The sequence below is a fragment of the Pseudomonas sp. JUb42 genome (genome assembly GCF_024807945.1).
Classification (GTDB): Bacteria; Pseudomonadota; Gammaproteobacteria; order Pseudomonadales; family Pseudomonadaceae; genus Aquipseudomonas.
Genome location: NZ_JANUFD010000007.1, coordinates 269,225 through 293,579 on the forward strand (window position 1 = coordinate 269,225; position 24,355 = coordinate 293,579).

A 24,355-nucleotide genomic window follows, 5' to 3' on the forward strand; every position below is an offset into this window, starting at 1 on the left:
CCCACAGATTCGCTTGCGGTCTGTCCGGCGCTTGATGAGGGCAAAAATACTCATGACACCACCTTGGCAACCGCATCGGTAAAGGCTTTGGGCGAGACCAGTTGCATCTCCCGGGTCTGCATGTCCACGGCCACTTGCACTGTGCAGGCGCGGGTTAGGCGTTCGCCGGTCACGGCATCGCTGATCAGGTAGTTGATCTTCAGACGGTTCTCCCACTCCACCAGATTGGCCCGCACGGTCAGGCGCTGGCCGAACACCGCGCCGCGCACGTAGCGCAGTTGCAGGTCGATCACCGGCCAGGCGTAGCCGGACTCGACCATCTGCGTGTAGTTATGGCCGAGCTGGTCGAGCAGCGCACAGCGCGCCACTTCCAGGTATTTAACGTAGTGACCGTGCCAGACGACGTTCATGGTATCGACGTCGAAAAACGGCACCAGCACTTCGGTGTCGACGTGGAAAAAGCCCTTGCTACGCATGCAGCCTCCAGTGGCGTTCGGCGATACGTTGCAGGCACAGGCGCAGTTCGCCTTCCAGGGCACGGTCTTCGATGACCGGCGGGAAGTCCGCCGCCAGTTGTTCATGCATGGCGGCCAGGGCCGGTGGCAGCGGGCGCGCATCGGCGGCCTTGCTGCGCAGCCAGACGCCCTGGTTGGCGGCGATCAGAGTGGCGGCGGCGACCTGTTCGGTCAGCTCCAGCACGCGGATGGCGTCGCGGGCCGCGATGGTGCCCATGCTTACCTTGTCCTGGTTATGGCATTCGGTGGAGCGCGAGAACACGCTGGCGGGCATGGTGTTTTTCAGGGCTTCGGCGGTCCAGGCACTGGTGCCGATCTGCACCGCCTTGAAGCCGTGGTTGATCATCGCCCGATCGGCCGGGGCGCCGGACAGATTGCTCGGCAGGCCATGGTTGTAGCGTTCGTCCACCAGCAGCGCCAGTTGCCGGTCGAGCAGGTCGGCGACGTTGGCTACCAGGGTCTTGAGGCTGTCCATGGCAAAGGCGATATGCCCGCCGTAGAAATGCCCGCCGTGCAGCACGCGCTCGGCTTCGGCGTCGATGATCGGGTTGTCGTTGGCGCTGTTCAGTTCGATTTCGATAAACGAGCGCAGCCAGTTCAGGCTGTCGGCCAGCACGCCCAGCACGTGGGGCGCACAACGCAGGGAGTAGCGATCCTGCAGGCGATGCAGCGGCGCGGTCGGCGCGTCGATGGCCAGGTCCTGGCGCAGCCACGCGGCAACCTGCATCTGCCCCGGATGGGGTTTGGCGGCGAACAGACGCTCATCAAAATGCTCGGGGTTACCTTGCAGGGCGACCACGTTCAGCGCGGTGATGCGGGTCGCCAGTTGCAGCAGGTAATCGGCGCGGGCGAACGCCAGGCAGGCCAGGCCGGTCATCACCGCGGTGCCGTTCATCAGCGCCAGCGCTTCCTTGGGTCGCAGCACCAGCGGCACCCAGCCCAGTTCGCGGTGTACATCAATGGCCTGACGGCGCTCGCCACGGAACATCACTTCACGCTCGCCGGACAGGGTTGCGGCAACGTAAGACAGCGGGGTGAGATCACCGCTGGCGCCCACCGAGCCTTCTTCCGGGATCAACGGCAGGACGTCCTGATCGAGGAAGGCTTGCAGGCGCTCCAGCAACTCGACCCGCACCCCTGACACGCCGTGGCACAGCGACTGCAAGCGTGCTGCCAGAACGGCACGCGTTGCCTGGGCGTCGAGCAGCTTGCCCAGGCCGCAACCGTGGAAGGTGTAGAGATGACGTGGCAGCGCCTCGACGTGTTGCAGCGGTACGGCCACTACGCAGGAGTCGCCATAACCGGTGGTGACGCCGTAGATCACGCCTTCCTTACCCAGTAGCGAATCGAGGAACTGCGCGCCCTTGGCAATGCGCTCGCGGAAGGCACTGTCGCTCTGCAGGGTCGTGGGTACCTGGCGGTTGGCCAAGGCCAGTACGTCTTCGATCCGCAATGCACGCTCGCCGAAGGTAACCGGCTCAGGAACTTGATTCGTCATCGGACTTCCAGAAAGGGTAGAAATTGAACCACTGCTGTGGCGCTTGCAGGCAATAGTGGCTAAGGCGGTCGGCGTAGCGCTGAGTCCACCGGGCGATCACCTGCTGACGGTCGCTGCGGCGCCACTCGATGGCCTCGGCAAAGCGCTCCAGGGTCACTTGATAACCCTGGGGGGCTTTGAGACAGAAAATCAGATTGATCGGACATTTGAGCAGCCCGGCCAGCAACCACGGGCCTTGGGGGAACGGCGCCTGACCACCGAGGAAATCGACCCGCACATTGCGCCCGCCATGCAACGGCACGCGATCCCCGGCAATCGCCAGCCATTCGCCATCGTCCAGGCGCTGGCTCAGTTGCAGCATGATCGCCGGGTCCAGTTCGCTGACCTGAATCAGCCGCAGATTGGTGGCGCCTGCCTCGCCCAGCAGGCGGTTGAACTGCTCGGCGTGCTTGGTGTGAACCAGCACATTCATCGTGACCTTCTCGCCCAGCTCGGCCAGTGCCCGGCATACCTCAAGGTTGCCCAGGTGGGTGCCCACCAGCATTTGCCCGCGACCACTGCGTAACTCGCTGCGCAGCAGGGTCTGGTCGATGATTTCGATCTGGGAAATCTTCAGCTTGCCGTTCCACAGATCGAGCTTGTCCAGCAGCGAGTCGGCGAAGGCCATGAACTGGCCGAATACCTGCCAGTGGCTGGGGCGCAGTTCCGGGCGCTGGCTCCAGTCGGCCAGGCGCTGCTGATACTCCCAGGCACTCTTACGCGCCGATCGGCCAAACAGGAAAAAGTACAAAACGATGCCGTGCAACACCGGGCTCAGCACTCGCCGACCCAGACGCCGCGCGGCCCAGGCGGTGAGCTTCATCAGCAGGAAACTGCCGCGCTCCTGATGATTGGCCCAGTGTTGCTTGTCGGGGGCGTCATTTGTCATCGGTACACCTGACCCGTTGGAGCGAGGCTTGCCCGCGAAGAACGTTGACGCGGTTTTTCTGGACAAATGCGGTGAGGCATTCGCGGGCAAGCCTCGCTCCAACGGTGTCGGCATTTGTTGTAGCCGTCATGGCAACCACCGCCGCCACAGAATCAGCGGAAAGCGCCCGAGCATGCCAAAGAACAGCTTGGTGTGCATTTTCGAGATCAGGACGTTGTCGTGGAACAGGCGGAAATGCGACAGGCCGTCTTCGGGGTAGTGCACCCGGGTCGGCAGCCACTGCATGGGCTGGTTGCGCCAGGACAGGCGCACGAGGATTTCCGAGTCGAAGTCCATACGCTTACCGATCTGTACGTGGTCGATCAGATGCATGACCGGCGCCAGGGGGTACAGGCGAAAGCCGCACATGGAATCCTTGATCTGCAGCGACAGGGTGTTGACCCAGACCCAGAAGTGGGTGAGGTAGCGTGCGTACAGGCGGCCCTTGGGCACGCTGGCATCGTATTGCGGATAACCGCAGATCACCGCGTCCGGCTGTGCCCGGGAATGTTCGATAAACACGGCGATATCGCCCAGGTCATGCTGGCCGTCGGCATCCACCTGCAAGGCATGGCTGAAGCCCAGGCGCCGGGCCTCACGAAAACCCGCCATGACGGCGCCGCCCTTGCCCTGATTGACCGGCAGACGAACCAGATAGACGTTCTCGCCCTCGGCCAATCGCTGCATCACGGCGGCGCAGGCCGGGCTGCTGGCATCGTCCACCAATACACAGGGCAGCCCGGCGGCCAGAACCGCTTGCACCACCTTGGGCAATGGCAGCTCGTGGTCGAAAACCGGGATGATTGCGCAGGGGTTATGCATGGTCGCGGCCTGTGGGAGCGAGGCTTGCCCGCGAAGAGGTCGGTACATCCGACGCATTTACTGTGATCGGGACATCGCCTTCGCGGGCAAGCCTCGCTCCAACGGACCCTTCCAACAGAATCCGCCCACTGGAGCACGGCGCATCGCCGTTACGAAAGGCGAAGTACAGCTTGCCGCGCTCGGCGTCGAAACGCAGGGTCAGGCTGATCCGGTCGCCGGGGCGCACCAGTTGCTGGAATTTCAGCACTTCCATACCGGCGAATGTCGGCGGCAGGTCGAGCAACTGACGACCCAGGGCGATAGCCCAGTCCACCTGCACCACCCCCGGCAGCACCGGTACGCTGGGAAAGTGCCCGCTGAAGTAAGCCAGGTCCGGCGGCACGCTTAGCTCAAGCTGCCATTCACCCTCGACCTTCTGCTGGCTGAGTATTTCGGGCTGTTTACTGCGCGGGGCCATGAGCAGCGCCTGGACCTCGGCTTGCGCCAGCTTGCCCTGAGCGTTGAATGGCAGCTGACGCAGCACACGCCAGCGCCGAGGCAGGGCCAGGGGTTCGCAGTGGGGGATCAGGTGTTGGCGCAGGCTTTGGGTCAGGGCGCGACGGCCGCCGTTGCGCAGGGCATGCAGGCCTTTTTCGCTGAGTACGATCAGGGCGCCCAGAGACGCCCGGTTCTCCTGGACCACACCCAGCCGCGCTTCGCTGACCCATTCATGTGCGGCCAGAGCCTGCTCCAGTAGAGGCAGGGAGATGCGTTTTTCTTCCAGCTTGACGATGCGGTCCAGCCGGCCGAGCAACTCAAAGCGGCCATCCGTACTCATGCGCGCGGCATCGGCGCTGTGTTCGACATGGCCCGGCGGCATGTAGGTCGAGCTGATCAGCAGGGCGCCATCGGCATCCTGGCCAAGCTGCACGCCCTCGAAGGGTTGCCACAGGCTGTCGCCCTGACGCCAGGCAATGCCGCCGGTTTCCGAGCTGCCGAGAATCTCGGTCGGCCATTGCCCCAGACGTTGCTGCAAGCTGGCGGCGGCCTCGGCAGGGAGCGCGCCGCCGGAAGAAAACACCCGGCGCACGGCACTCAGGCCCGGCCAGTCGAGGTTCTCGCCCATGCGCTTGAGCAGGGCCGGGCTGGCGACCCAGGCAAAGCTTTCGAACTCACGGCTGGCGCGCTGCAGGTCTTCGGGAAACGGCAGTTGTCGACGTACGAAGCGGCGCCCGGCGCTCAAGGGCCAAAGCACGCGGAACAGCAGGCCGTAGATATGCTGGGCGGCGACGCTGCCAATGATGCAGGCCGTGCCCAGTTGCGCACCCCACAGGCGCTCCAGCACCTCGATCTCATTGACCAGCTGACGCAGACGCTTTTCGATCAGCTTGGGTTCGCCACTGGAGCCGGAAGTACACAGGCTCAGGCGGCATTCATCCAGATCAAGCAGGGCGGCGGGCAAAGGCGCGGCCTGCAACTGCTCGAGTCGCAGGTCATCCGGCAGATCAGTCAGCCAGCCATCCACATGGGCCGACCAACGCTCGCGGGTTTGCGCTTGCAAGTCGGCGGGCAGCAACACGCTGACCCCGGCCCGCCACGCGCCGAACAGGGCGATGGCCAATGCACCGGCGTCTTCCAGGTGCACGGCCAGGCGCTTGATGCCCAGGGATTGCAGCCCTGCAGCGATGCTCAGTGCCTGTTCGCAGAACTGCGCGTGGTTCAGTGCCGGCGCCTGGGTCAGCTCGCGGGCCGACTGTGGGGCGAGCAACAGGCGCTCAGAAGGTATCCAGTCAACAGCCATGCGGTTCACGTGTTCCATTTCATGCGCCGCCTCTGACTCGGCGGCGGACTATCCATTCGCCCGCAAACAGCAGGCCCATCACTGCGTAGGACAGCAGACCGGTCCATAGCGTCCACCACGCCAGGGGTGCCCAAAGCGTCAGTGTCGCGGCAATCAGGCCGTTGCCGAGAAAAAACCAGCACCACACCTGCGTCACTTTGCGCGTGTAGGCAATCGCCACGTCCGGCAATTGCGGCTCGCGCAAGCGTGCCAGGCGTTCAACCATCGGCGGCCCGTAGATCAGGCTCAGGCCGAACAGGCTCAGCATCGACGCGCAGATCAGTACGGGATACCAGCGCAGCAGTGCCGGGCTGTCGAACACCCCGAGCAACAGGCAGAAGCCGATGGCGACCACGGCGGTGAGCATTGCGCCGGGACGCTTTTCCACGGTCAGTGCCCGACCCAGCCACAGCAGGCCAAGCGCCAGGGCAAACTGCCAGGGCGCGAAATGGCCCATGCCGTAATACACCGCAAAGGGGTAGAGCACGCCGACCACGATCAGGCCCAGGCTGGTCAGCCGCTTCATGCGGCGTTGTTGACCAGTCGATAGACCGCCTCGACCACGTCATTGACTGTACGCACGGACTTGAACTCTTCGGCAGCGATTTTCTTGCCGGTCTTGCGTTTGATGTGGTCGATCAGGTCCACGGCATCGATGCTGTCGATTTCCAGATCCTGATACAGGTTGGATTCCAGGCTGATGCGCTCGGGCTCAAGTTCGAACAGCTCGACCAGGGCGGCCCGCAGGGTCTCGAAAATGTCTTCACGGGTTTGCATGATCAGTCCTCAGGCCGCTTGTCGGGCGCTGACGAACGCCGCAAGGCTGTCCACGCTGGCGAAATGGTCACGGGTGTCCTTGGCGTCGGCGTCGATCTTGATGCCGTAGCGCTTCTGGATGGCCAGGCCCAGCTCCAGGGCGTCAACCGAATCCAGGCCCAGGCCTTCGCCGAACAGGGTCTGGTCATTGCCAATGTCGTGCACGCTGATGTCCTCGAGGCCCAGGGCGTCGATGATCAACTGCTTGATGTCACGATGTAGATCGCTCATCTGCGGCGAGCTCCTTGATGAAGTAGTGATGCAAGTAATCGTTGAGCTTGCGCGAGGCCACCGGTGGCGGCCCCATTGCAGCAAAGGCGTTTGGATCTATATCGGCACCGACGCGCAAACTGAAATGCACGCGGCGTAACGGAATGCGGTACCAGGGCTCGGCCTTGGTCAGGGTGGTAGGGCTGACTTTGATCACCACCGGGGTGATCAGCGCTGCACCGCGCAGGGCAATGGCTGACGCCCCGCGATGAAATTCGGGGGCGTGGTCCGGCCGGGTGCGGGTGCCCTCGGGGAAGACGATCAGGGTCTGGCCGCTGCGCAGCACCTCGGCGGCGTTGTCGAGCATCTCGGCGCTGCCGTCGTTGCTGATGTAGCCAGTGGCGCATACCGGGCCGCAGGTGAACGGGTTTTCCCAGAGCTTGCGCTTGACCACGCAATTGGCGTCCCGCACCAGGCCGATCAGGAAGACTACGTCTATCAGCGACGGATGATTGGCGATGATCATCTGGCCGGGGCGACCCAGGCGCTCGGCTCCGTGTACCTCATAGGTCAACACGCCGGTGCGGGCCATGAGGCGGATAAACAGCCAGAACAGCCTGCTGATGGTGTGACGGGCGCGCTGGCGGCGACGTTCGGTATGGCCCGGCAGCAGGTTGAGCAACGGGAAGATCATCAGGCGCAGGCACAGCCCGCCCAAGCCGAACAGGAAAAAACACAGGGCCGTGGCCAGCAGGCGCCAGTAATAGGCGTCGCGGCGCTTGCTCAAAGGCTGCGTTGCCAGTTCCATACTCGTCTCTTCCAGGAGTGGCGGCACGCGCCTTGGGCGCTGTTCAGCGTGCGTAGCAGGCTCAGAGCATTTGGCCACTGGCTGGGCGGCAGCTCTTTGCTGTCGTCGGCAGTGGTGAGTGACAGGCTCCAGTCCGTGCCAGCGGTCAGCAGCAGGCCGACGGCATAGGGAAAGGGCACATCGTCGATCCACTGTGAGTAAGCTTGCGGCGGTTGTTCTTCAGTGATGATCAACAATACGGCGGGGGCGCCTTCGGCCAGCAGCGCAGCGGCTTCGAACACGCCGTGTTCCAGGCCATCACCATCGGCGGCCAATGCCGTCATTTCGCTGGTCTCGCCGCGCAGGATCGACCACAGGCCAATCACCGCGTTATGCACCGACAGGCTGAATTGGGTCGGCGAAAGCGGTTCGCTGTTGGCGACATCGCAGAGGATTTCAAAGGTGCGCGGGGTTTCCCCGTGACGCGAGACAAACACCAGCGGCAGGCGCTCATAGCCTTCGGCGAGGGGCCAGCCCACGGCAAAGGCCATGCGCGCCAGACGGCCCAGGCGTCTACGTTGCATGGCCGGCAGGAACGACACGTCCGGGGCCTCATCGCTGCTGTGCAGATGCGTCGGCTGCTGGCACCACTGCTGCCAGTGTTCGACGCTCGCCAGACCGGGTGCCCAGGCGCGCCATTGTGCGATGTTGAAGGTGATCAAATTCTCATCCCGCCCCTGTGGGCTACTTCTTGTTGCTACTGCGGTGCTGCCGGGCGGCTGGCCAGTCATCAATCCTGGGTGCGGCAAATTGGCCTAGTGGCGGGAATTATCCCGGTGGCGGCGAATAGTAGCAATTTGTAAAGGTGCAAATGTAGGAAGTAGACGACTGCATCGGTCGGATTATTCGGTATCTGAGCAGGCAAGTGCTCGCCCTTGTCATGTGCATTGCTTAGACTCGGCCTCTTTTATCGTATTCATGCAACAGGGAGGTCGACCCATGCGTCGCGTGGTTTTCAATCAGAAGGGGGGCGTTGGCAAGTCCAGCATCGCCTGCAATCTGGCGGCGGTCAGCGCTCATGAAGGGTATCGCACGCTCTTGATTGATCTTGATGCCCAGGCCAACTCCACTCAGTACCTCACAGGGCTGACGGGTGACGACATTCCCATGGGGATTGCCGAGTTCTTCAAGCAGACCCTCTCCACAGGTTTCGGCAAGAAGAACCATGTGGACATCTATGAAACCCCCTACGACAACCTGCATGTGGTAACTGCCACGGCGGAGCTTGCCGACCTGCAACCCAAGCTTGAGGCCAAGCACAAGATCAACAAGCTGCGTAAGTTGCTGGATGAACTGGACGGCGACTACGAGCGCATTTACCTGGACACGCCACCAGCCCTGAACTTCTATGCCGTTTCGGCGCTGATTGCTGCCGATCGCGTATTGATCCCTTTCGATTGCGACAGCTTTTCCCGCCAGGCCCTGTATGGCTTGATCAAGGAAGTCGACGAGCTCAAGGAAGATCACAACGAAGACCTGCAGGTCGAAGGCATTATCGTCAACCAGTTCCAGCCCCGGGCCAGCCTGCCCCAGCAGATGCTCGACGAGTTGATTGCCGAGGGTTTGCCGGTGCTGCCGGTGTACCTCAATGCTTCGGTGAAAATGCGCGAGTCGCATCAGGCCAATACGCCGCTGATTCATTTGGACCCTCGACACAAACTGACCCAGCAGTTTGTGGATTTGCATCATTTGCTGGAGACCAACGCGCAGCGTTGAAGATCGTGTCTGGCTCTGGCCAGGCTTTCTGAGACTTGCGGTCTTTGTGGGAGCGAATTCATTCGCGAAGGCGGTGTTTCAGACGATACACATGTGTCGGATGTACTGGCCTTTTCGCGAATGAATTCGCTCCCACAACGGCTCACTGTCGCTCCCGCCTGTATTGTTCGACGCTCAGACCTTTTGACAGAAAGGTGAGAGCGTCGTTGGATTGAACGTCCCTTCGCGAATATCGCGATTGATGCGTTCAGCTTCCTTTTGCGCCTTTTCGGCCAAGTCTTCGGGAATCTCGATGGTGGCTTCCATATCGGCGCAAAGGGCTTCTTGTGTCGCGATCACGGTATGGCTGCCCGGTTTGCAGGCGCATTTCACGGCATTGCCGTGGGTCGACACGGCAACGAATTCGTCGACAAAAGTGGGGTTGCCCTGGGCGATATAGCCGACGCTCTGACACGCCGCGCACCACACCGGATCGCCCATCCGTGCGACCCGTTGCAGATCGACCAGATGGCTGGCTGACGCGCTCATGACAAATCCGCCGGTGCTGGTGGGGTCGCCTTCCCTGACTGCATAAGACATAACGATTGATACCCATGGTTGAGTCGAAAATCGCGATGCTAGGGGCAAATCGGGGCGGCGGGGGCGTCGAAAAGTCGAATAGGACGAGTCCTACAGAAAAATCGGCCGACTCGCTGCGACTACTTCACTTCAATGCACGCCTTGGCTACCCAGCCACGCCAGCAACTGTTGCAACGGAAACGCGCCGCTCTGGCGTGCCACTTCCCGGCCGTTCTTGAACAGGATCAGGCTGGGGATCGAGCGGATGCCCAGTTGCGCCGACAGCTGCTGATTGGCTTCGCTGTCCAGCTTGGCCAGTCGGCAGCGCCCGGACAACTGCCGCGCCGCCTGTTCGAAGGTGGGCGCGAAGGACTTGCACGGCCCGCACCACTCGGCCCAGACATCCACCAACAGCGGCAGATCGCCCTTGATCTGACTGGCGTAGTCGCCCTGGGTCAGGTTGAACGGGGTATTGAGCAGCACCGGCTGCTTGCAGCGGCCGCACTTGGGCTGGTCGGCCAGGCGCTCATTGGGGATGCGGTTGAGGCCGTTGCAGTGGGGGCAGGGAATAATCAGTGGATCGGACATGAGCGGCTCCGGTGACGGAAAGGGCAATGCCCTCTATCTGGAGCCGCAGCGGCGGGATATCAACCGTTGAACGCACGCAACGACGCTTCAAGCAGGCCTTCGCCCATCTCCAGTTCACGATGGATCATGGCTACCAGCGAGCGCATCTGACGCAGATCGGCATCCACCGCTTCGGCGCACAGCGCCTGGGTATTGCCCAGCACCTGGGCCAGTTGCTCCAGGGCATCGCGCACGGGGATACCGGATTGCACGGCGAACACATTGCCGAACGGGGTGTGCAGGGTGGTGGGAGATTGACTCATTGGCCTGTCCTTAGTGGCAGCCACCCTTGTTTAAGGGTGGCAGCTATACGCAGGTTGACGGACCGGTGAACTGAACGAAAAAACCGGCGCACTTTGAGGGTGCCCCACGTATAGCGGCCATAACAGACCTGTTTTTCGTTCAATTGCTTTCAGGCCGTCAAACCTGACCACGGGATATCCGTGACGGCGGCGAGGATAGGCAGAGAAGTTGTTGGAAACAATACGTTGAAGAAATATCAGACAATTCCTACGGTGTAAGGTTGTTAGATCTTACATGTTGGTTGCGGCCTGTAGGAGCGGCTTTAGCCGCGAGAGCGCTCTCCCGGCTTAAGCCGGTCCTACAGGTGTTTATCCTTTCGGACTATCCGTTCGAGGAGTTGTTTACATTTGTTTTGTCGCGGTAGCCTTTTTGCATTCTTTAAGTAAAAAGGTGTTAGAAATGAAACTGTGTAATAAATTGAAATGGGCTGCCTGTACCGGGGCTGTACTTGCTTGCGGGATTGCTTGGGCAGGCCCGCAAGTCAATGTGACATTTAAAAATAATGGCAGCGAAAGGGCGTATTACAGTGCAGTAGGCAGTAATGGCACTATGACGTATACCAATGCGAGTCCCAAGCCCGATAGCGAGGTGGAGTCCGCAAGTCAGAGCGTTTATGGCGTTCGCAGCAGCGTGTCCCCGGATATGGGCTACGCGGTCGTGGATTATCGGATGGGCAGCAAGACTTGCCGGTTTTCCTCGACCTACACCAAAGCATTTACCAATGGCGTACGCACCCCTAAGTGGAATAAGAGTGCAGTAGCCGGAGGCGGTGCTCGATGTGACGTGAGAATTACCTCTGTCGATTATGCCTCTCACAATTGGTCTGTCGAATTCACCATGCAGTAATGTTATTGCCTGGGCATTCGCAATGAGTGCTCAGGCCTTCTTTCCAAGGAGGTCGAAATGACTAATGGTATTCAACTAGATAGATCAATTGGATCTGTCGTAATGACACTTGCCAAAGTTTCCAGTGCTGGCGTTGAAAAAAGTGCAGGTTCAAAGTGCACCGAGGCCTTGTCTGCCACTCCAAAGCTTTCCAGCCTTGCCCGCCAATTGAGCGAAAGCGCCGAGCGCGCGCGAATCCGGGACGGCACGTTAAGTCGCCAGCAACTGGGCGATCTGGGGCGTGAGATTGGATATAAAGTGTCAAACGGTTGTGCGCCGGAAATAAAAGCCAGACGCGCTCAGGAAGTGCCTGACACGGACGATCCTGAGCGGCTGGAGCGTGCGCTCCAGGCAACTCGCTTTGTAGCCAATAATTATCAAGCCGATTCACGTGTCATAAATCCTTTTGCAGGGCTGTCCCGTGAGCAGTTGACCTTGATTGTTTATGACGAGAATGGAGGCTATACCCTCAACGAGCGGGACGCCGCCAAGGTCAGCATCAAGCAGCTCGAACGGCCATGGCGTGAACGAGTATTGGCCGATGCTCAGCTGGAGAGAAGCCAGACTGGCGGTGCCCCGAACTTCTACAGAGCGTGCGTTGCCCATTACCGGGCCTTGCCAAAGATTGAGCAGGCAATGCATCACCCTGACTACGAGGCCAATAATCTGCGTTTTATTGAAGAGGACCTTGAAGCGCAGAGATCCGGCAAGAAAGATCAGCCCATGCTGACCCTGATCGAAGTGCTCGCCCGCATAAACAGAAAACTCCCCGTTCCTGTGGCGGGTGGTGAAAATCCATCACCTGCCGCGAGGATCGACAATGCAGAAGAGATCAAGACGTAGGCGCCGGCTGGCTGGCGATCGATGAACTTGTGGGAGCGAATTCATTCGCGAAAGCGGTAATACAGGCGATACCAAGGTGTCGGGTGTGTTGGCCTCTTCGCGAATGAATTCGCTCCCACAAAATCTGCTTCCGTACCCTGCCTACGCAACCTGTGCCAAATCAGCTATTCACGACGAACAGCTGATTTCCAGATGCTTGCCCCAATCCGGCGGCCGTTGGGCATAGCGGTCCATATCGGCCTGTTCGGTAAACGGTTTGCACAGCACCCGGTGCAGGCGGCGGACTTCTTCGTAGTCGCCGCTTTCTGCGGCTTCGATGGCTTGTTGGGCCAGGTAGTTGCGCAGGATGTACAGCGGGTTGACCGCGTGCATGCGCGCCCGGCGTTCGGCGTCGCTGCCCTGGTCTTCCTGGGCGCAGCGGCTCTGGTAGTCGTCGGCCCAGATGTCGAAGCCGCGCATGTCGACGAAGTCATCGCGCAGTTTGCCCACCGCATCGGCGGCAGGCTGGTCGCCCAGGCGGCGGAAGAACAGGCTGTAGTCCACACCGCTGTTCTGCATCAGTTTGAGCAGGCGGCTGATCAGCATTTCGTCGCCATCCTGCGCAGTGGTCAGACCGAGGCGGCGGCGCATCAGGTCCATGTAGTGGGCCTGGTAGAGCGGCAGGAACAGGCCGATGGCCTCGCGCAGGGTCTCTACTTCAATGAACGGCGTCAGGGCCTGGGCCAGGGCGCTGAGGTTCCATTGGCCGATGGGCACCTGGTTGCTGTAGGAATAGCGGCCTTCGTGGTCGGAGTGGTTGCAGATGAAGTTCTGGTCGAAGTCATCGAGGAAGGCGAACGGGCCGAAGTCGAAGGTGATGCCCAGAATCGACATGTTGTCGGTGTTCATCACCCCATGGCAGAAACCGTAGGCCTGCCACTTGGCGATCAGCTCGGCGTTGCGCTCGACGATTTCCTTGTACATCGCCAGATAGGGCTCCGGCTGTTCCAGACAGTGCGGGTAGTGCAGGTTGAGTACGTGATCGACCAGGGTTTTCAGGTGGTCGTGTTGCTTGGTGTAGTAGAAGTACTCGAAGCTGCCAAAGCGCACATGACTGGGGGCCAGGCGCAGGATCATCGCGCCCTGTTCCTGTTTCTCGCGCCACACCGGGGTGCTGGAGCCGATGACGCAGGCCGCACGGCTGCTCGGTATGCCCAGTGCATGCAGGGCTTCGCTGGCAAGGAATTCACGGATGGATGAGCGCAGTACTGCGCGACCGTCGCCCATGCGCGAGAACGGCGTCTGCCCGGCGCCCTTGAGGTGCAGGTCCCAATGCTCGCCCGCGTCGTTGTAAACCTCGCCCAGCAACAGGCCGCGGCCATCGCCCAGGCGCGGGTTGTAGGAGCCGAACTGATGGCCGGAATAGACCATGGCCCGGGCATCGGCATCGGCCCAGAGCTTGTGGCCGCTGAAAATCTCGGCGAATACGGGATCTTCGGCCTGCGCCGGTTCCAGATCGAGCAATGCCAGGGCCGCGTCACTGGCCACCACAAGACGCGGCTCGGCCAAGGGCTCGGGCAGTACCGATGTGGAGAAAACGTCACCCAGGCGGGCGAAGCGATTGTCGAAGGTCAGTTCGTCGAGGGCTTTCAAAGGCCACCTCCAGCAAAATGTCCGAGCATTTTGCTGGGGTTAACCCTGCCGCGTCCACTGACTAATCAGTCAAGGCGCAGTTCCGGCGGTTCCGGCGCGTCCTTGGGGGCCGGTTTGATCGGCTCATCTTTAGTGACTGGCGTGGCTTCGGGCGTGCCTTCCTTGAGCGGCACCAGCTTGTATTCCTCGCCGTGCAGGTTCTTGAGGTAGACCTCCATCTGCCGGAAGGAGATGTTGATGTGCTCTTTCTTGAACTCACGGTTGATGAACCGGTTGATCTCGTCGATCACCGGGTTGCGGTCGCCCAGGTCCCGTACGTGCATGCGCAGTTCGTGGTCCAGGGTACTTTCACCGAAGTTGAGGAAGTACACGATGGGCGCCGGGTCCTTGAGCACCCGCGGGTTGTCCTTGGCCGCCTTGAGCAACAGGGTGCGCACCAGGTCCAGGTCCGAACCGTAGTCGACACCGACCTTGAGGGTGACGCGGGTAACGGTGTCGGTCAGCGACCAGTTGATCAGTTGTCCGGTGATGAACGTTTTGTTCGGGACAATGATGTCCTTACGGTCGAAGTCGGTGATGGTGGTGGCGCGGATGCGGATCTTGCTCACCGTGCCCGACAGGTTGCCGATGGTGATGGTGTCGCCGATCCGTACCGGACGCTCGAACAGGATCATGATGCCGGAGATGAAGTTGGCGAAGATTTCCTGCATGCCGAAACCCAGGCCGACCGATAGCGCTGCGACCAGCCATTGCAACTTGTCCCAGCTCACGCCCAGAGTCGACAGGGTCGAGACGAAGCCGATCCCGGCGATGGCATAGGACAGCAACGTGGTGGTGGCATAGGCGCTGCCCTGTGCCAGGTTCAGGCGTGACAGCACCAACACTTCGAGCAGGCCGGGCAGGTTGCCGGCGAGGACGAAGGTAATGGCGATGATCACTGCGGCGCCGATCAGGTCGCCGAGGCTGATGGGCACCATGCTCATGGTGGCGCCGGTGCCGCTGGTGTATTCGTAGAGGGTGATGTTGTCCAGATACGAGAACACCGAAATCAGATCGGCCCAGACCCAGTACAGCGCGCCGACGAAGCCGGCCAGCAGAGCCAGGCGAATCAGGCGCAGGGACTGGCTGTTGACCTGTTCGATATCCAGGGTCGGTTCTTCGATCACGCCTTCGCCGTCGCCACTTTCCTTGGCAGCCTGGCGTTTGGCCAGGGCGCGCTGATAGGCCAGGCGCCGGGCCGCGACACCCAGGCCACGGACGAAGGTGGCTTCGATGACCAGCCAGAGCATGATCAGGTACAGGGTATCGATCAGGCGGTCGCTGAGCTTGAGGGCGGTGTAGTAGTAACCGAAGCACACGGCCAGGAACAGTGCCACCGGCAGGGCGGTGAACGCCAGGGCCATGGCCTTGCGAAACAGCGAGGCGTTGCGATGGTTGGGGCTGGCCAGCAGCAGGCGGCTGAGCAACCAGGTCATCAGGGCATAGCAGGTCAACACGACGCCGATGCCGATCACATCATCAGCCAGGGCCGCCGGTTGGTGCTCGGCCACTGCTACCACTGTGACCAGGGCGAGGACGACCAGACCCAGGCGGCGGACCCAGCCGCGCAGGAACTCGACCTGAGCCTTCTCCCAGCGAAAGTGCAGCTGCGCCACGCCATCCGGTGCCAGGGTGCGGTACGCGGTGTAGAACACCAGCCAGGCGAGGGCCAGCTGCAGCAGCGCCGCGCCCATATTGGCGTTCTGCCCGCGTGCATCGACTTGCAGTGCATAAGCGCACAGGGCCAGGCCCAGGGACACTGGCATGGCCAGCGACACGTTGATCAACAGCGCCAGGGGTGTCTGCCACCAGTTATCGCGGCGGAAGTGGCCAATGTTGGCGTGCAGGCGCGTCAGCTTGTGATAGAGCGCATTGCGCTTCCAGGTCAGCACGCCGATCACCAACAGCAACGGCAGGAACAGCAGCGGGCGCTGGATCAGGCCGTCGGCCAGTTCTTTGACGCTGGAGGTCCATGGCAGGGTAGTGACCTGTTTTTGCAGGCGCGGGCCGATGCCTTGCAGCCACTCAAGGTCCAGCGGCTTGTTGCTGGGGATCCAGAACATCTGCTCGTCGAGGGTGGTACGCAGGCCGATGGCGGTGCTGACCAGTTGTTTCTGGTTCAGCTGCAAGGTGATGGATTCGTTGAGCAGAGCGCTGAGTTCGCGGTTCAGGCGTTCGAGCAGGTCGCTGCGGGTGGTCGCCAGGTCGAGCAGGGTCTTGCGCAGGGCCGGGGTGACATCCTGGGGCGCCTGGGTGGTCAGCAGCCTGTCGACATAGGCGCTCGGGCTGCTCATCTGCTCGCGTTGCTGGTTGATATCGAACTGGTACAGGCGAATATCGGCGATTTCGTCGGCCAGGCCTTTATCCAGTACCAGATGCGGCAGGGCCTGCTTCTGCTTATAAAGGATCTTGGACAGCAACAGGCTGCCGCGCAGCACGTTGATCTGCTCGTCCAGGGTCTGGTCGCTCTGGGTCAGGGCGTCGAGCTGCTGCTTGGCCTTGAGGTTCTGCTGTGTCAGTTCGTTGAGGCGGTCGGTGCCGCGCAACAGGTAGTCGGAGAGCTTGAGGTTGGCCGCGCTTTCGGTGGCCAGCAGGCTGCTGCCGCCGGATTTTTCTGCTTCCAGGGACAGCTCGGTCACGGTTTTCTGCGACTGCGCCCGGCGCTTGTCGTTGATCAGGGTTTGCAGGTCCTGGATTTCCTGATCCATGCGCGCGGTTTTTTCCGTCAGCAGGTCACGCTGGCTGCCACCCAGGTCCTGTAGCTGGCTGTTGCCGGCCAGCTCTTGACGGCGCAACAGGTTCAGGGCGTTGATCGAGGCCAGTTCGGCATTGAGCAGGTTGCGCTGGTCGGCGTTGAGCAGCTTGCCGTTGTCCTTGCCTGCCTTGAGCAGCATGTTGATCTGCTGGATGCGGTTCTGGTTGGCGCTGATCTCGGCCTGGGCCCGTTCGGGGCGGGTCTGGGCGGTGATGGTCAGGCTGTTGGCGTCATTCAGGGCCTTTTGCAGATCGCTCTGCTGGGCGCCGCGCTGGGCCAGCATCTGTTCGAGCTGCGGCACATCGAGGTTGCCGTAGCGCTGGGCTACCGGCGTGGTCTTGGCCTCCTTGAGCTTGGCCAGTTCACGCTGGTTGTCGGTGGTCTGCTTGGGCGCCTGGCTCAACTGCTGCTTGAGGTCGTTAAGCTTCTGCTCGCTGTCCTGTTGGGCATCCATAAAGCTCAGGGTCTGTTCCAGCACCTGCTGCAAGGCTTTCTGATCGGCGTCGGCCAGCTTGCGGTCAGCGATTTTGTCCAGGCTTTGCTGCACGGTGTCGCGAGACGGAGGGTCGGCCGCAAGCGCGGAGAAGGAGGACAGGCAAAATCCGAACAGCAAGGCCGTGAACAGGGTACGCAAGGACAAGATAGACACCGGTCGAGCTAGGCAAGAAAAGGGAGTGTAGGGGGTGTTGGTGTTTCAGGACAAATACCGAATACCAATCAGTTAGAAGCGAATTCCGTGGGAGCGAATTCATTCGCGAAAGCGGTGTTCCAGGCGATGAAGATGCGGCGAATGTACCGGCCTCTTCGCGAATGAATTCGCTCCCACAGATTTGCTCCCTGGCTCGGCTAGTGTTTGCTGCGTGACAGCGCGGCGTCGCAGACGGGGCGGGATCTCCCACAGAGCTTCCACAGAATTCGTGCCTACCTGCAGTGGTGTGCTTTTTAGAGAAACAACCCGGGGCCCGGGCGGCTTCCTTCGGGGAATCTGACACCGACTTTGAGGATTTTGTTTCCTTCCATGACGGCAACTGTCCAGATCGTGCCGTTCCACTCGATCTGGTCGCCGACCACCGGTTCGCCGCGGTTCTTCTGCACGATGAACTGGCTCAGGGGCTGTTGCGGATCGAGGCCGTCGAGTTTCAGGCCGTACAGGGCCGCGACTGCACCCAGTTGCGCGTCGCCTTCGAGGACGAAATCGCCGAAGAAGCGCAAGTCCAGGCCGCGTTGCGGTGCCTGGCTGAACAGTTTGCCCAGAGCGGGCAGGTCATGCTCATGGCCGATGACGCAGAGCAGGTCGTCGACTTCCAGCACCGTACTACCGGACGGGTGCAACAGTTGCTGGCCACGGAACAGTGCGGCGATCCGCGTGCCTTCGGGCATCTTCAGTTCGCGCAGGGCGGCGCCAATGCACCATTTCTCGGCGCCGAGGCGGTAGACGAACAGCTCCCACTCGCTGGTGACGTGCACTTCCAGGGCCGCGCGGGAAATCGGCGCAGGCTCCGGTGGCACCGTGACTTTCAGCAGCTTGGCCACCCATGGCAGGCTCGTGCCCTGTACCAGCAGCGAGACCAGCACGATAAAGAACGCCAGGTTGAAATACAGCTGCGCATGGGGCAACCCGGCCATCAGCGGGAACACCGCCAGAATGATGGGGACCGCGCCACGCAGGCCGACCCAGGCGATAAAGGCCTTTTCGCGACCATGGAAGGCTTTGAAGGGCAGCAGGCCAGCCAGTACCGACAGCGGCCGCGCCACCAGAATCATCCACAGCGCCAGGCCCAACGCCGGGAGGGCGATGGGCAGCAGGTCATGGGGCGTGACCAGCAGGCCCAGCACCAGGAACATGCCGATCTGCGCCAGCCAGGCCATGCCGTCGAGCATATGCAGGATGCCGTGGCGGCTGCGGATCGGTTGGTTGCCCATCACCAGGCCGCACAGGTACACGGCGAGGAAGCCGCTGCCGTGGATGGCGTTGGTCAGGGCGAACACCGCCAGGCCGCCGGCGATCACCAGAATCGGATACAGGCCGGCCGCCAGATTGATGCGGTTGACCAGTTGCAACATCATCCAGCCGCCGCCCAGGCCGATCACCCCGCCGATACCGAACTCGCGCACCAGATGGCCGAGCAAGCTCCAGTGCAGGCCGGTTTCGCCGCTGGCGAGCATGTCGATCAGGGTGACAGTGAGGAATACGGCCATGGGGTCGTTGCTGCCGGACTCGATCTCCAGGCTGGCGGTGACCCGTTCGTTCAGGCCCTTGCCGCCGAGCAGGGAGAACACCGCAGCGGCGTCCGTGGAGCCAACGATGGCGCCGATCAGCAGACCCTGGATCAGGTTCAAATCGAACAGCCAGGCCGCGACCAGGCCGGTCAGGCCGGTAGTTATCAGCACGCCGACCGTGGCCAGGGATAACGCAGGCCAGAGAGCTACGCGGAAACTCGCCACTCGCGTGCGCAGGCCGCCGTCGAGAAGGATCACGGCAAGTGCGAGGTTGCCCACCAGATAGGCAGTCGGGTAGTTATCAAAGACGATGCCGCCGCCGTCCACGCCCGCAGTCATGCCTACCGCGAGGATGATGACCAGAATCGGGATGCCGAGACGCGAAGACAAGGAGCTAACCAGAATGCTCGCCGCTACCAGCAACGCGCCGATCAGGAACAGGCTGTTGATGGTGGTGGCATCCAAGGGCGGTACTCCATAAACAACGAAAGGGGTTAACGCACACGGATAGACCATGCAGTCAACGTGCCAAGGGATTCTAACCTGTTGAATTGGTTCGCTGTCAAAGCATTGCTAATGATTAATCAGAAGATCGTGCGTCCGATGCCGTTGGAGCGCGGCTTGCCCGCGAATGCCTTGACGCGTTGTGTCTGGATTAATGCATCGCTCAATTCGCGGGCAAGCCTCGCTCCAACGGGATAACGTATTGGATGTACCAGCTTTCTCCCGGCTAAAACCGGTCCTGCATAGAAGATACATAGTTACCGCACCACTTCCCGCTCAATCTGCTCACGTGCATGCCTTTCTCTCTACCAAGGAAAGCCCCATGCATCGCCCTCAAATCGAACCCTCGTTCAGCTTCACCCAAGACATCGCCGACGTGCGTTACATCCGCGATGAGCAGCGCCTCAAACAGATGGCGCGACAGCTCATAGACGACTACCCGGATGTCCACGGTGTGGCCTATGCCGAAGCAGGCAAGTTGCTGCTGCGCCACACTGGCAGGCAACTGGACCCGGAAAAAGTCTATTGGCACCGCTTTCGCAATGCTGCCAACAGCCCGCGGACTTTCACTGGCTGGCAGCATTGCGGCGAGCCGGTGGAGTCCATGACCTTTGTCGAGCTGATGCTGCAGCGCTTTTCTACCCACGATCAGCAGGCCAGCGACGAGCTTTCCCTCTACGGCGGCTTTTACACCGATGGGCCGTTGCACGGTGTGTACGACGAGCGCAACGAAGTGGCGATGCTGCCGCAGCAGATCCTGACGGATTTCTGGGCGCTTGATTTCAGTGTCCTGTTCCGCGCGCGCATAGACAGTTTCTGGGCGACCCACAGCAACAATTTCTGCACCCTGGCCCGCTCGCGATTTCTCGCCGCGGCCGGTCATCAATTGCGCATTGGTGGTCTGACCGTACCCCAGTTCAAGCAACTGACCGGCGCGGTCGTCGGCAAGCTGCAACCGGTCATGACCCTGCATGCACTGCAAGTTACCGTGCATACCGGGCCGGGAATCACCTTGCACAGCTTTGATATTGGCGGTCATGTGTGCAGCGATGGCTTTCGTATCGTTGGCAATGGCTGGCAGGTCGTGTATTTGCCTGGGGACGCCCAGGTGTTCCATATCTTTGCTTCGCAGCGCGAGCTTTATCGCTGGGTGCGTTCGCGCCTGGATTCTGCGGCGGCCCGCAATGCCCTCAAGGCCATGTTTCTGCGCACCGACGCGGCCAGGCAGTTGCATGGCGATGCCTTCGACGAAACCCTGCGGCAGATCCGCAACGCGCCATGGCACGCTGGACAGAACCTGATCAACTCCGCCGACAGAGTCATCACCGGGGATGTGTTCGAACACCTGCGTGACATTGCCCAACAGCAAATGCTCAGCGATGCCCAGATCCTGATGACCTCCAACAGTGATCTGCGCAAGCGCATGTGGATCGGCTACCTGAGTGCCTTCATCAGCGTGTTTGGTGGCTTGGCCCCGCTGGGCTGGCCGGTGGCGCTGACGTTGGTGGGGGCGGGGGTTGCCAATGTCGCGCTGAATGCCGATCAGGCCATCCACGGCAAAAGCGCCCGAGAGCGCAAGGCCGGGTTGATCGGCGCCATCTTCAGTTCGATTTTTTTGGTCTTCAACCTGCCGATACTGATTGGCCTGAGCCGCGCGGCAACAATCGGCAACGCCACCCCGCCTGCCGTGCCTGCGGCTGACAATCTGAGCGAGCTGACGTTTGAATTCAGCTCAGTCAGTGATCTGGCGGGGCTTGAAGGTAACGTCGTGCTGACTGACGAGCCCCTTGAAGCGCTCGGGCATCTGCGCGGCGTACAGCAGTTGGTCAATGGTGAGACCTGGATCAGCCTCGACGACATGCCTTACCGGGTGAGCTACAGCGAGGCTTCGGGTCGCTGGGGCATTGTCGATCCGGATGCGCCGGGTTCCAGTGCGGGCCGCCCGGTGCGGCTCAATCGCCTGGATGAATGGGAGTTGGTGCCAAATCCGGCGGAGTTGGTGGCGGGCACGCCGCCCGGCCAGATCAGGTCGGTCCGCTCGGCCTTCTGGGACGTGTTCATGCAGTTCAATCTGCCGGACGAGACCTTTCAATCGCAACTGGGCCTGGCCCGCCAGGAAGCAGCTATCAACCTGCCCGAGGTCGAACCCGGTGGCCGCATTGGTCGGGACGCGAGTCAGGACGAGATCTATATCGATAGCTGGGGTGATGTGCATCGGGTCTTCAAGACCGCGAGCGGGCGCTACGTGGGAGGGCGTATCAGCCTGTATACGACCGAGGATGCTGCCTTCAACAACTACCTGCGTACCGGGGTGCCTTCAGGTCCGGGGCAGGCCCGGCTGATCGAAGAACTGGCCGACGACCTGCAAGCGGTAGGGCATAACAACAACGCCACTCTGTATCGCGGTGGCAACGGCGCGCGGGGCACCTCCGGCAGCTTTTTCCGCAACAGCGATGTCAGGGCCGGGGACGTGTTGGTCAACACCGATATCAGTTCTTTCAGCGAAAATCCCTACCTGGCACGGGCGTTTTGCAGCAGCCAGGCGGGCCGCAACTCGCCGGACTTTGCCCTGAGTGGTGAGTCGATCACCTTTGACGACACCTCGGTGGTTTTCGAGCTGCCGGAAAAACACTACCTGGGCGCCACGCCCGTTGCGCCGTTCTCCTCGGATCAGGAAGAAGTCGAGTCGATCTTCATGCCCGGGCATTACTTCCTGATTGACGGCATTCAGCAGGTGACGGGTCTCAACTACCGTTTTATCCGGGTGCGCATCACCGAAATCCCGCAGCCCAAGGTCTGGCACAGGCTTTACGACATGCGCACCGGCGAGCCCTTCAGCCGCGAGCAGTACGCGGCAAAACTGGGCGAGGAGGGGCGTGTACTGGTAGAGCGCTTCTTCCCGCTGCAACCGGCTGGCCTGCGCTATTAAAACCAGCTCTCTTGCATGCCCAGGCAGACGTCATCACGGCTTTCGAGAATCGCCAGCTCGTGATGGCAACCGGGGATTTCCCAAGTCAGGAAGTAGCGCGCCGCCTGCAGCTTGCCCTGATAGAAGTCCGTGTCTGCCGGGTTGCCTTTGGCGAGGCCCTGCTCGGCATGAATCGCTTGCTCAAGCCAGCGCCAGCCGATCACGGTATGGCCGAAGACTTTTAGGTACAGCGCCGAGTTGGCCAGGGTCGAGTTGACCTTGCCTTGGCTCAGGTCGCCGAGCAGGCCGAGGGTTACGGCTTGCAGGCGTGCCACCAGTTGTTCCAGTGGCTGGCGCAGGGCATCCAGGCCTGGATAGCCCTGGGCCCGCTTGGCCGTGGTGGCGATCAGACGCAGCAGTTGCTTGAGCCCGGCGCCGCTGTTCTGCGCGAGCTTGCGCCCCAGCAGGTCGAGGGACTGGATGCCGTGGGTGCCTTCATGGATCGGGTTCAGGCGGTTATCGCGGTAGTACTGCTCCACCGGGTATTCCCGGGTGTAGCCGTGACCGGCGAGGATCTGGATCGCCAGCTCATTGGCCTTGAGGCAGAACTCCGACGGCCAGGATTTGACGATGGGCGTCAGCAGGTCCAGCAGTTCGTGGGCCTGCTGGCGCACTTCTTCGGTCTCGCCTGTGGTGGTGTCGTCGAATAGCCGCGCGGCGTATAGCCCAAGGTCAAATGCACCTTCGACATAAGCTTTCTGGGTCAGCAACATGCGCTTGACGTCGGCGTGGCGGATGATCGGCACGGGCGCGCTGTCCGGGCTCTTGCTATCCGGCAGTCGGCCCTGCGGGCGCTCACGGGCGTATTCCAGCGAATACAGGTAACCGGCGTAGCCGAGCATCACCGCGCCCATACCGACGCCGATGCGTGCCTCGTTCATCATCTGGAACATGCAGCTCAGGCCTTGATGCGGCTTGCCCACCAGATAGCCGACACACTCACCGTTATCGCCGAAATTCAACGCAGTAGAGGTAGTGCCACGCCAACCCATCTTGTGAAACAGTCCGGCGAGGATCACGTCATTGCGCGGGCCGAGGCTGCCGTCTTCGTTGACCAGAAACTTGGGCACGATAAACAGCGATATACCCTTCACCCCGGCGGGTGCATCCGGCAGCTTGGCCAGGACCATGTGCACGATGTTTTCCGACAGCGGATGGTCGCCGCCGGAGATAAAGATCTTGTTGCCGCGCAGGCGATAAGTGCCATCCCCGGCCGGTTCGGCGCGGGTACGGATATCCGACAGCGACGAGCCCGCATGGGGTTCGGTCAGGGCCATGGTGCCGAAGAAACGCCCGTCGATCATCGGTTGCAGGAACAGGCGTTTCTGCTCGTCGCTGCCAAAACTCTCGATCAGATTGGCCGCGCCCATGGTCAGGAACGGATAGGCCGTGGTCCCGGCATTAGCCGCTTGGAAATGGGCGAAACAGGCCTGTGACAACAGCGTCGGCAACTGCATGCCGCCGGCCTCGAAGCTGCGCGCGGCGTTGAGAAAGCCCGCTTCGAGAAAGGCATCCACCGCCGGCTTGACCTCGGGGATTAGCACCGCTGCGCCATTCTCATAGCGCGGCTCGTTTTCATCGGCCTTGCGGTTATGCGGCGCGAAATATTTCTCGGCAATGGTGCGGGCCGTGCCGATGGCCGCATCGAAGGTCTCGCGATTGTGTTCGGCGAAACGCTCACGGCGGGTCAAAGACTCGGCGTCCAACACCTCATACAGCTCGAAAGCCAGATTGCGGGAATTGAGCAGCGTCTCGGACATGGCGGCTTACCTTTTGTTGGAATGCATCGAGTCTAGTCAGGTGAATTAACC

General features: G+C 61.3%; 20 protein-coding genes and 1 pseudogene. 4 read left to right on the forward strand and 17 right to left on the reverse strand.

Features of this window, described 5'->3' with window-relative positions; genetic code table 11:
• Nucleotides 1-50 precede the first annotated feature (50 nt).
• The 10 genes and pseudogenes from M2401_RS16085 to M2401_RS16130 all read right to left on the reverse strand — a co-directional run bounded on the left by M2401_RS16085 (nt 51) and on the right by M2401_RS16130 (nt 8,156).
• Nucleotides 51-476: a thioesterase family protein gene (locus M2401_RS16085; protein ID WP_259104318.1), complete on the reverse strand. Its 426-nt coding sequence runs from the start codon at nt 474-476 to the stop codon at nt 51-53.
• Complete coding sequence (gene hutH, locus M2401_RS16090; protein WP_259104320.1) at nt 469-2,013, reverse strand: histidine ammonia-lyase; 1,545 nt, start codon at nt 2,011-2,013, stop codon at nt 469-471. Before hutH ends, M2401_RS16085 begins: the two co-directional genes overlap by 8 nt.
• Entirely contained in the window at nt 1,994-2,941 is a 948-nt protein-coding gene (locus M2401_RS16095) for a glycosyl transferase (protein WP_259104322.1), read from the reverse strand. The genes hutH and M2401_RS16095 overlap by 20 nt, the downstream gene beginning before the upstream one ends.
• Nucleotides 2,942-3,067: 126 nt before the next feature.
• Nucleotides 3,068-3,802, reverse strand: coding sequence for a glycosyltransferase family 2 protein (locus tag M2401_RS16100; RefSeq protein ID WP_259104323.1), 735 nt, complete (start codon nt 3,800-3,802; stop codon nt 3,068-3,070).
• A 97-nt stretch (nt 3,803-3,899) separates the two neighbouring features.
• Nucleotides 3,900-5,600, reverse strand: a pseudogene (locus M2401_RS16105) (AMP-binding protein); the annotation flags it as partial.
• 1 nt (nt 5,601) lies between these two features.
• A complete protein-coding gene (locus M2401_RS16110) occupies nt 5,602-6,147 on the reverse strand; it encodes a hypothetical protein (RefSeq protein WP_259104325.1) in 546 nt (181 codons plus the stop codon).
• Entirely contained in the window at nt 6,144-6,398 is a 255-nt protein-coding gene (locus tag M2401_RS16115) for an acyl carrier protein (RefSeq protein ID WP_259104326.1), read from the reverse strand. Before M2401_RS16115 ends, M2401_RS16110 begins: the two co-directional genes overlap by 4 nt.
• A gap of 9 nt (nt 6,399-6,407) precedes the next feature.
• Entirely contained in the window at nt 6,408-6,668 is a 261-nt protein-coding gene (locus M2401_RS16120) for a phosphopantetheine-binding protein (protein WP_259104327.1), read from the reverse strand.
• Nucleotides 6,649-7,455, reverse strand: coding sequence for a 1-acyl-sn-glycerol-3-phosphate acyltransferase (locus M2401_RS16125; RefSeq protein ID WP_259104328.1), 807 nt, complete (start codon nt 7,453-7,455; stop codon nt 6,649-6,651). The genes M2401_RS16120 and M2401_RS16125 overlap by 20 nt, the downstream gene beginning before the upstream one ends.
• Nucleotides 7,431-8,156 (reverse strand): beta-ketoacyl synthase chain length factor, encoded by a 726-nt coding sequence (locus M2401_RS16130; RefSeq protein ID WP_259104329.1) that lies wholly within the window; start codon nt 8,154-8,156, stop codon nt 7,431-7,433. Before M2401_RS16130 ends, M2401_RS16125 begins: the two co-directional genes overlap by 25 nt.
• A gap of 277 nt (nt 8,157-8,433) precedes the next feature.
• Here M2401_RS16130 and M2401_RS16135 point away from each other — a divergent pair, with 277 nt between their 5' ends.
• On the forward strand, nt 8,434-9,210 hold the full coding sequence (locus M2401_RS16135; protein ID WP_259104330.1) for a ParA family protein: 777 nt from the start codon (nt 8,434-8,436) through the stop codon (nt 9,208-9,210).
• A gap of 174 nt (nt 9,211-9,384) precedes the next feature.
• Here the strand turns inward: M2401_RS16135 and M2401_RS16140 are convergent, their stop codons facing one another.
• The 3 genes from M2401_RS16140 to M2401_RS16150 all read right to left on the reverse strand — a co-directional run bounded on the left by M2401_RS16140 (nt 9,385) and on the right by M2401_RS16150 (nt 10,658).
• Nucleotides 9,385-9,789: a PAAR domain-containing protein gene (locus M2401_RS16140; protein WP_259104331.1), complete on the reverse strand. Its 405-nt coding sequence runs from the start codon at nt 9,787-9,789 to the stop codon at nt 9,385-9,387.
• A gap of 129 nt (nt 9,790-9,918) precedes the next feature.
• Nucleotides 9,919-10,356, reverse strand: coding sequence for a thioredoxin TrxC (gene trxC / locus M2401_RS16145; protein WP_259104332.1), 438 nt, complete (start codon nt 10,354-10,356; stop codon nt 9,919-9,921).
• A gap of 59 nt (nt 10,357-10,415) precedes the next feature.
• Nucleotides 10,416-10,658 (reverse strand): hypothetical protein, encoded by a 243-nt coding sequence (locus M2401_RS16150; protein ID WP_259104334.1) that lies wholly within the window; start codon nt 10,656-10,658, stop codon nt 10,416-10,418.
• 439 nt (nt 10,659-11,097) lie between these two features.
• Here M2401_RS16150 and M2401_RS16155 point away from each other — a divergent pair, with 439 nt between their 5' ends.
• Both M2401_RS16155 and M2401_RS16160 read left to right on the forward strand, forming a co-directional pair.
• The gene (locus tag M2401_RS16155; protein WP_259104335.1) at nt 11,098-11,544 is read left to right on the forward strand and encodes a hypothetical protein; all 447 of its coding nucleotides are present in this window, start codon (nt 11,098-11,100) and stop codon (nt 11,542-11,544) included.
• Nucleotides 11,545-11,601: 57 nt separating this feature from the next.
• Entirely contained in the window at nt 11,602-12,426 is an 825-nt protein-coding gene (locus M2401_RS16160) for a hypothetical protein (protein ID WP_259104336.1), read from the forward strand.
• A 168-nt stretch (nt 12,427-12,594) separates the two neighbouring features.
• On the opposite strand, the gene selO is transcribed toward M2401_RS16160, so the two are convergent.
• From selO to M2401_RS16175, 3 genes are all read right to left on the reverse strand, one after another.
• Nucleotides 12,595-14,058 carry a protein adenylyltransferase SelO gene (gene selO, locus M2401_RS16165; protein ID WP_259104337.1) on the reverse strand — a complete coding sequence of 488 codons (1,464 nt, stop codon included), beginning with the start codon at nt 14,056-14,058 and terminating at the stop codon, nt 12,595-12,597.
• Between the two features lie 65 nt (nt 14,059-14,123).
• Nucleotides 14,124-17,495, reverse strand: coding sequence for a mechanosensitive channel MscK (mscK, locus tag M2401_RS16170; protein WP_259104484.1), 3,372 nt, complete (start codon nt 17,493-17,495; stop codon nt 14,124-14,126).
• Between the two features lie 299 nt (nt 17,496-17,794).
• Nucleotides 17,795-19,537: a potassium/proton antiporter gene (locus tag M2401_RS16175; RefSeq protein ID WP_259104338.1), complete on the reverse strand. Its 1,743-nt coding sequence runs from the start codon at nt 19,535-19,537 to the stop codon at nt 17,795-17,797.
• Between the two features lie 361 nt (nt 19,538-19,898).
• Between M2401_RS16175 and M2401_RS16180 the strand changes: the two genes are divergently transcribed.
• Nucleotides 19,899-22,505: a dermonecrotic toxin domain-containing protein gene (locus M2401_RS16180; protein WP_259104339.1), complete on the forward strand. Its 2,607-nt coding sequence runs from the start codon at nt 19,899-19,901 to the stop codon at nt 22,503-22,505.
• On the opposite strand, the gene M2401_RS16185 is transcribed toward M2401_RS16180, so the two are convergent.
• The gene (locus M2401_RS16185) at nt 22,502-24,304 is read right to left on the reverse strand and encodes an acyl-CoA dehydrogenase (protein ID WP_259104340.1); all 1,803 of its coding nucleotides are present in this window, start codon (nt 24,302-24,304) and stop codon (nt 22,502-22,504) included. The two genes, M2401_RS16180 and M2401_RS16185, sit on opposite strands and share 4 nt — an antisense overlap.
• Between the last annotated feature and the right edge of the window lie 51 nt (nt 24,305-24,355).

What these genes read in the sequence shown, in the direction of transcription:
- hutH (WP_259104320.1), bottom strand. Translation starts at nt 2,013, where the DNA reads ATGACGAATCAAGTTCCTGAGCCGGTTACCTTCGGCGAGCGTGCATTG.
- M2401_RS16155 (WP_259104335.1), top strand. Translation starts at nt 11,098, where the DNA reads ATGAAACTGTGTAATAAATTGAAATGGGCTGCCTGTACCGGGGCTGTA.
- trxC (WP_259104332.1), bottom strand. Translation starts at nt 10,356, where the DNA reads ATGTCCGATCCACTGATTATTCCCTGCCCCCACTGCAACGGCCTCAAC.
- M2401_RS16110 (WP_259104325.1), bottom strand. Translation starts at nt 6,147, where the DNA reads ATGAAGCGGCTGACCAGCCTGGGCCTGATCGTGGTCGGCGTGCTCTAC.
- M2401_RS16140 (WP_259104331.1), bottom strand. Translation starts at nt 9,789, where the DNA reads ATGTCTTATGCAGTCAGGGAAGGCGACCCCACCAGCACCGGCGGATTT.
- M2401_RS16115 (WP_259104326.1), bottom strand. Translation starts at nt 6,398, where the DNA reads ATGCAAACCCGTGAAGACATTTTCGAGACCCTGCGGGCCGCCCTGGTC.
- M2401_RS16135 (WP_259104330.1), top strand. Translation starts at nt 8,434, where the DNA reads ATGCGTCGCGTGGTTTTCAATCAGAAGGGGGGCGTTGGCAAGTCCAGC.
- M2401_RS16120 (WP_259104327.1), bottom strand. Translation starts at nt 6,668, where the DNA reads ATGAGCGATCTACATCGTGACATCAAGCAGTTGATCATCGACGCCCTG.
- M2401_RS16185 (WP_259104340.1), bottom strand. Translation starts at nt 24,304, where the DNA reads ATGTCCGAGACGCTGCTCAATTCCCGCAATCTGGCTTTCGAGCTGTAT.
- M2401_RS16100 (WP_259104323.1), bottom strand. Translation starts at nt 3,802, where the DNA reads ATGCATAACCCCTGCGCAATCATCCCGGTTTTCGACCACGAGCTGCCA.
- M2401_RS16095 (WP_259104322.1), bottom strand. Translation starts at nt 2,941, where the DNA reads ATGACAAATGACGCCCCCGACAAGCAACACTGGGCCAATCATCAGGAG.
- M2401_RS16150 (WP_259104334.1), bottom strand. Translation starts at nt 10,658, where the DNA reads ATGAGTCAATCTCCCACCACCCTGCACACCCCGTTCGGCAATGTGTTC.
- M2401_RS16125 (WP_259104328.1), bottom strand. Translation starts at nt 7,455, where the DNA reads ATGGAACTGGCAACGCAGCCTTTGAGCAAGCGCCGCGACGCCTATTAC.
- M2401_RS16180 (WP_259104339.1), top strand. Translation starts at nt 19,899, where the DNA reads ATGCATCGCCCTCAAATCGAACCCTCGTTCAGCTTCACCCAAGACATC.
- M2401_RS16160 (WP_259104336.1), top strand. Translation starts at nt 11,602, where the DNA reads ATGACTAATGGTATTCAACTAGATAGATCAATTGGATCTGTCGTAATG.
- M2401_RS16085 (WP_259104318.1), bottom strand. Translation starts at nt 476, where the DNA reads ATGCGTAGCAAGGGCTTTTTCCACGTCGACACCGAAGTGCTGGTGCCG.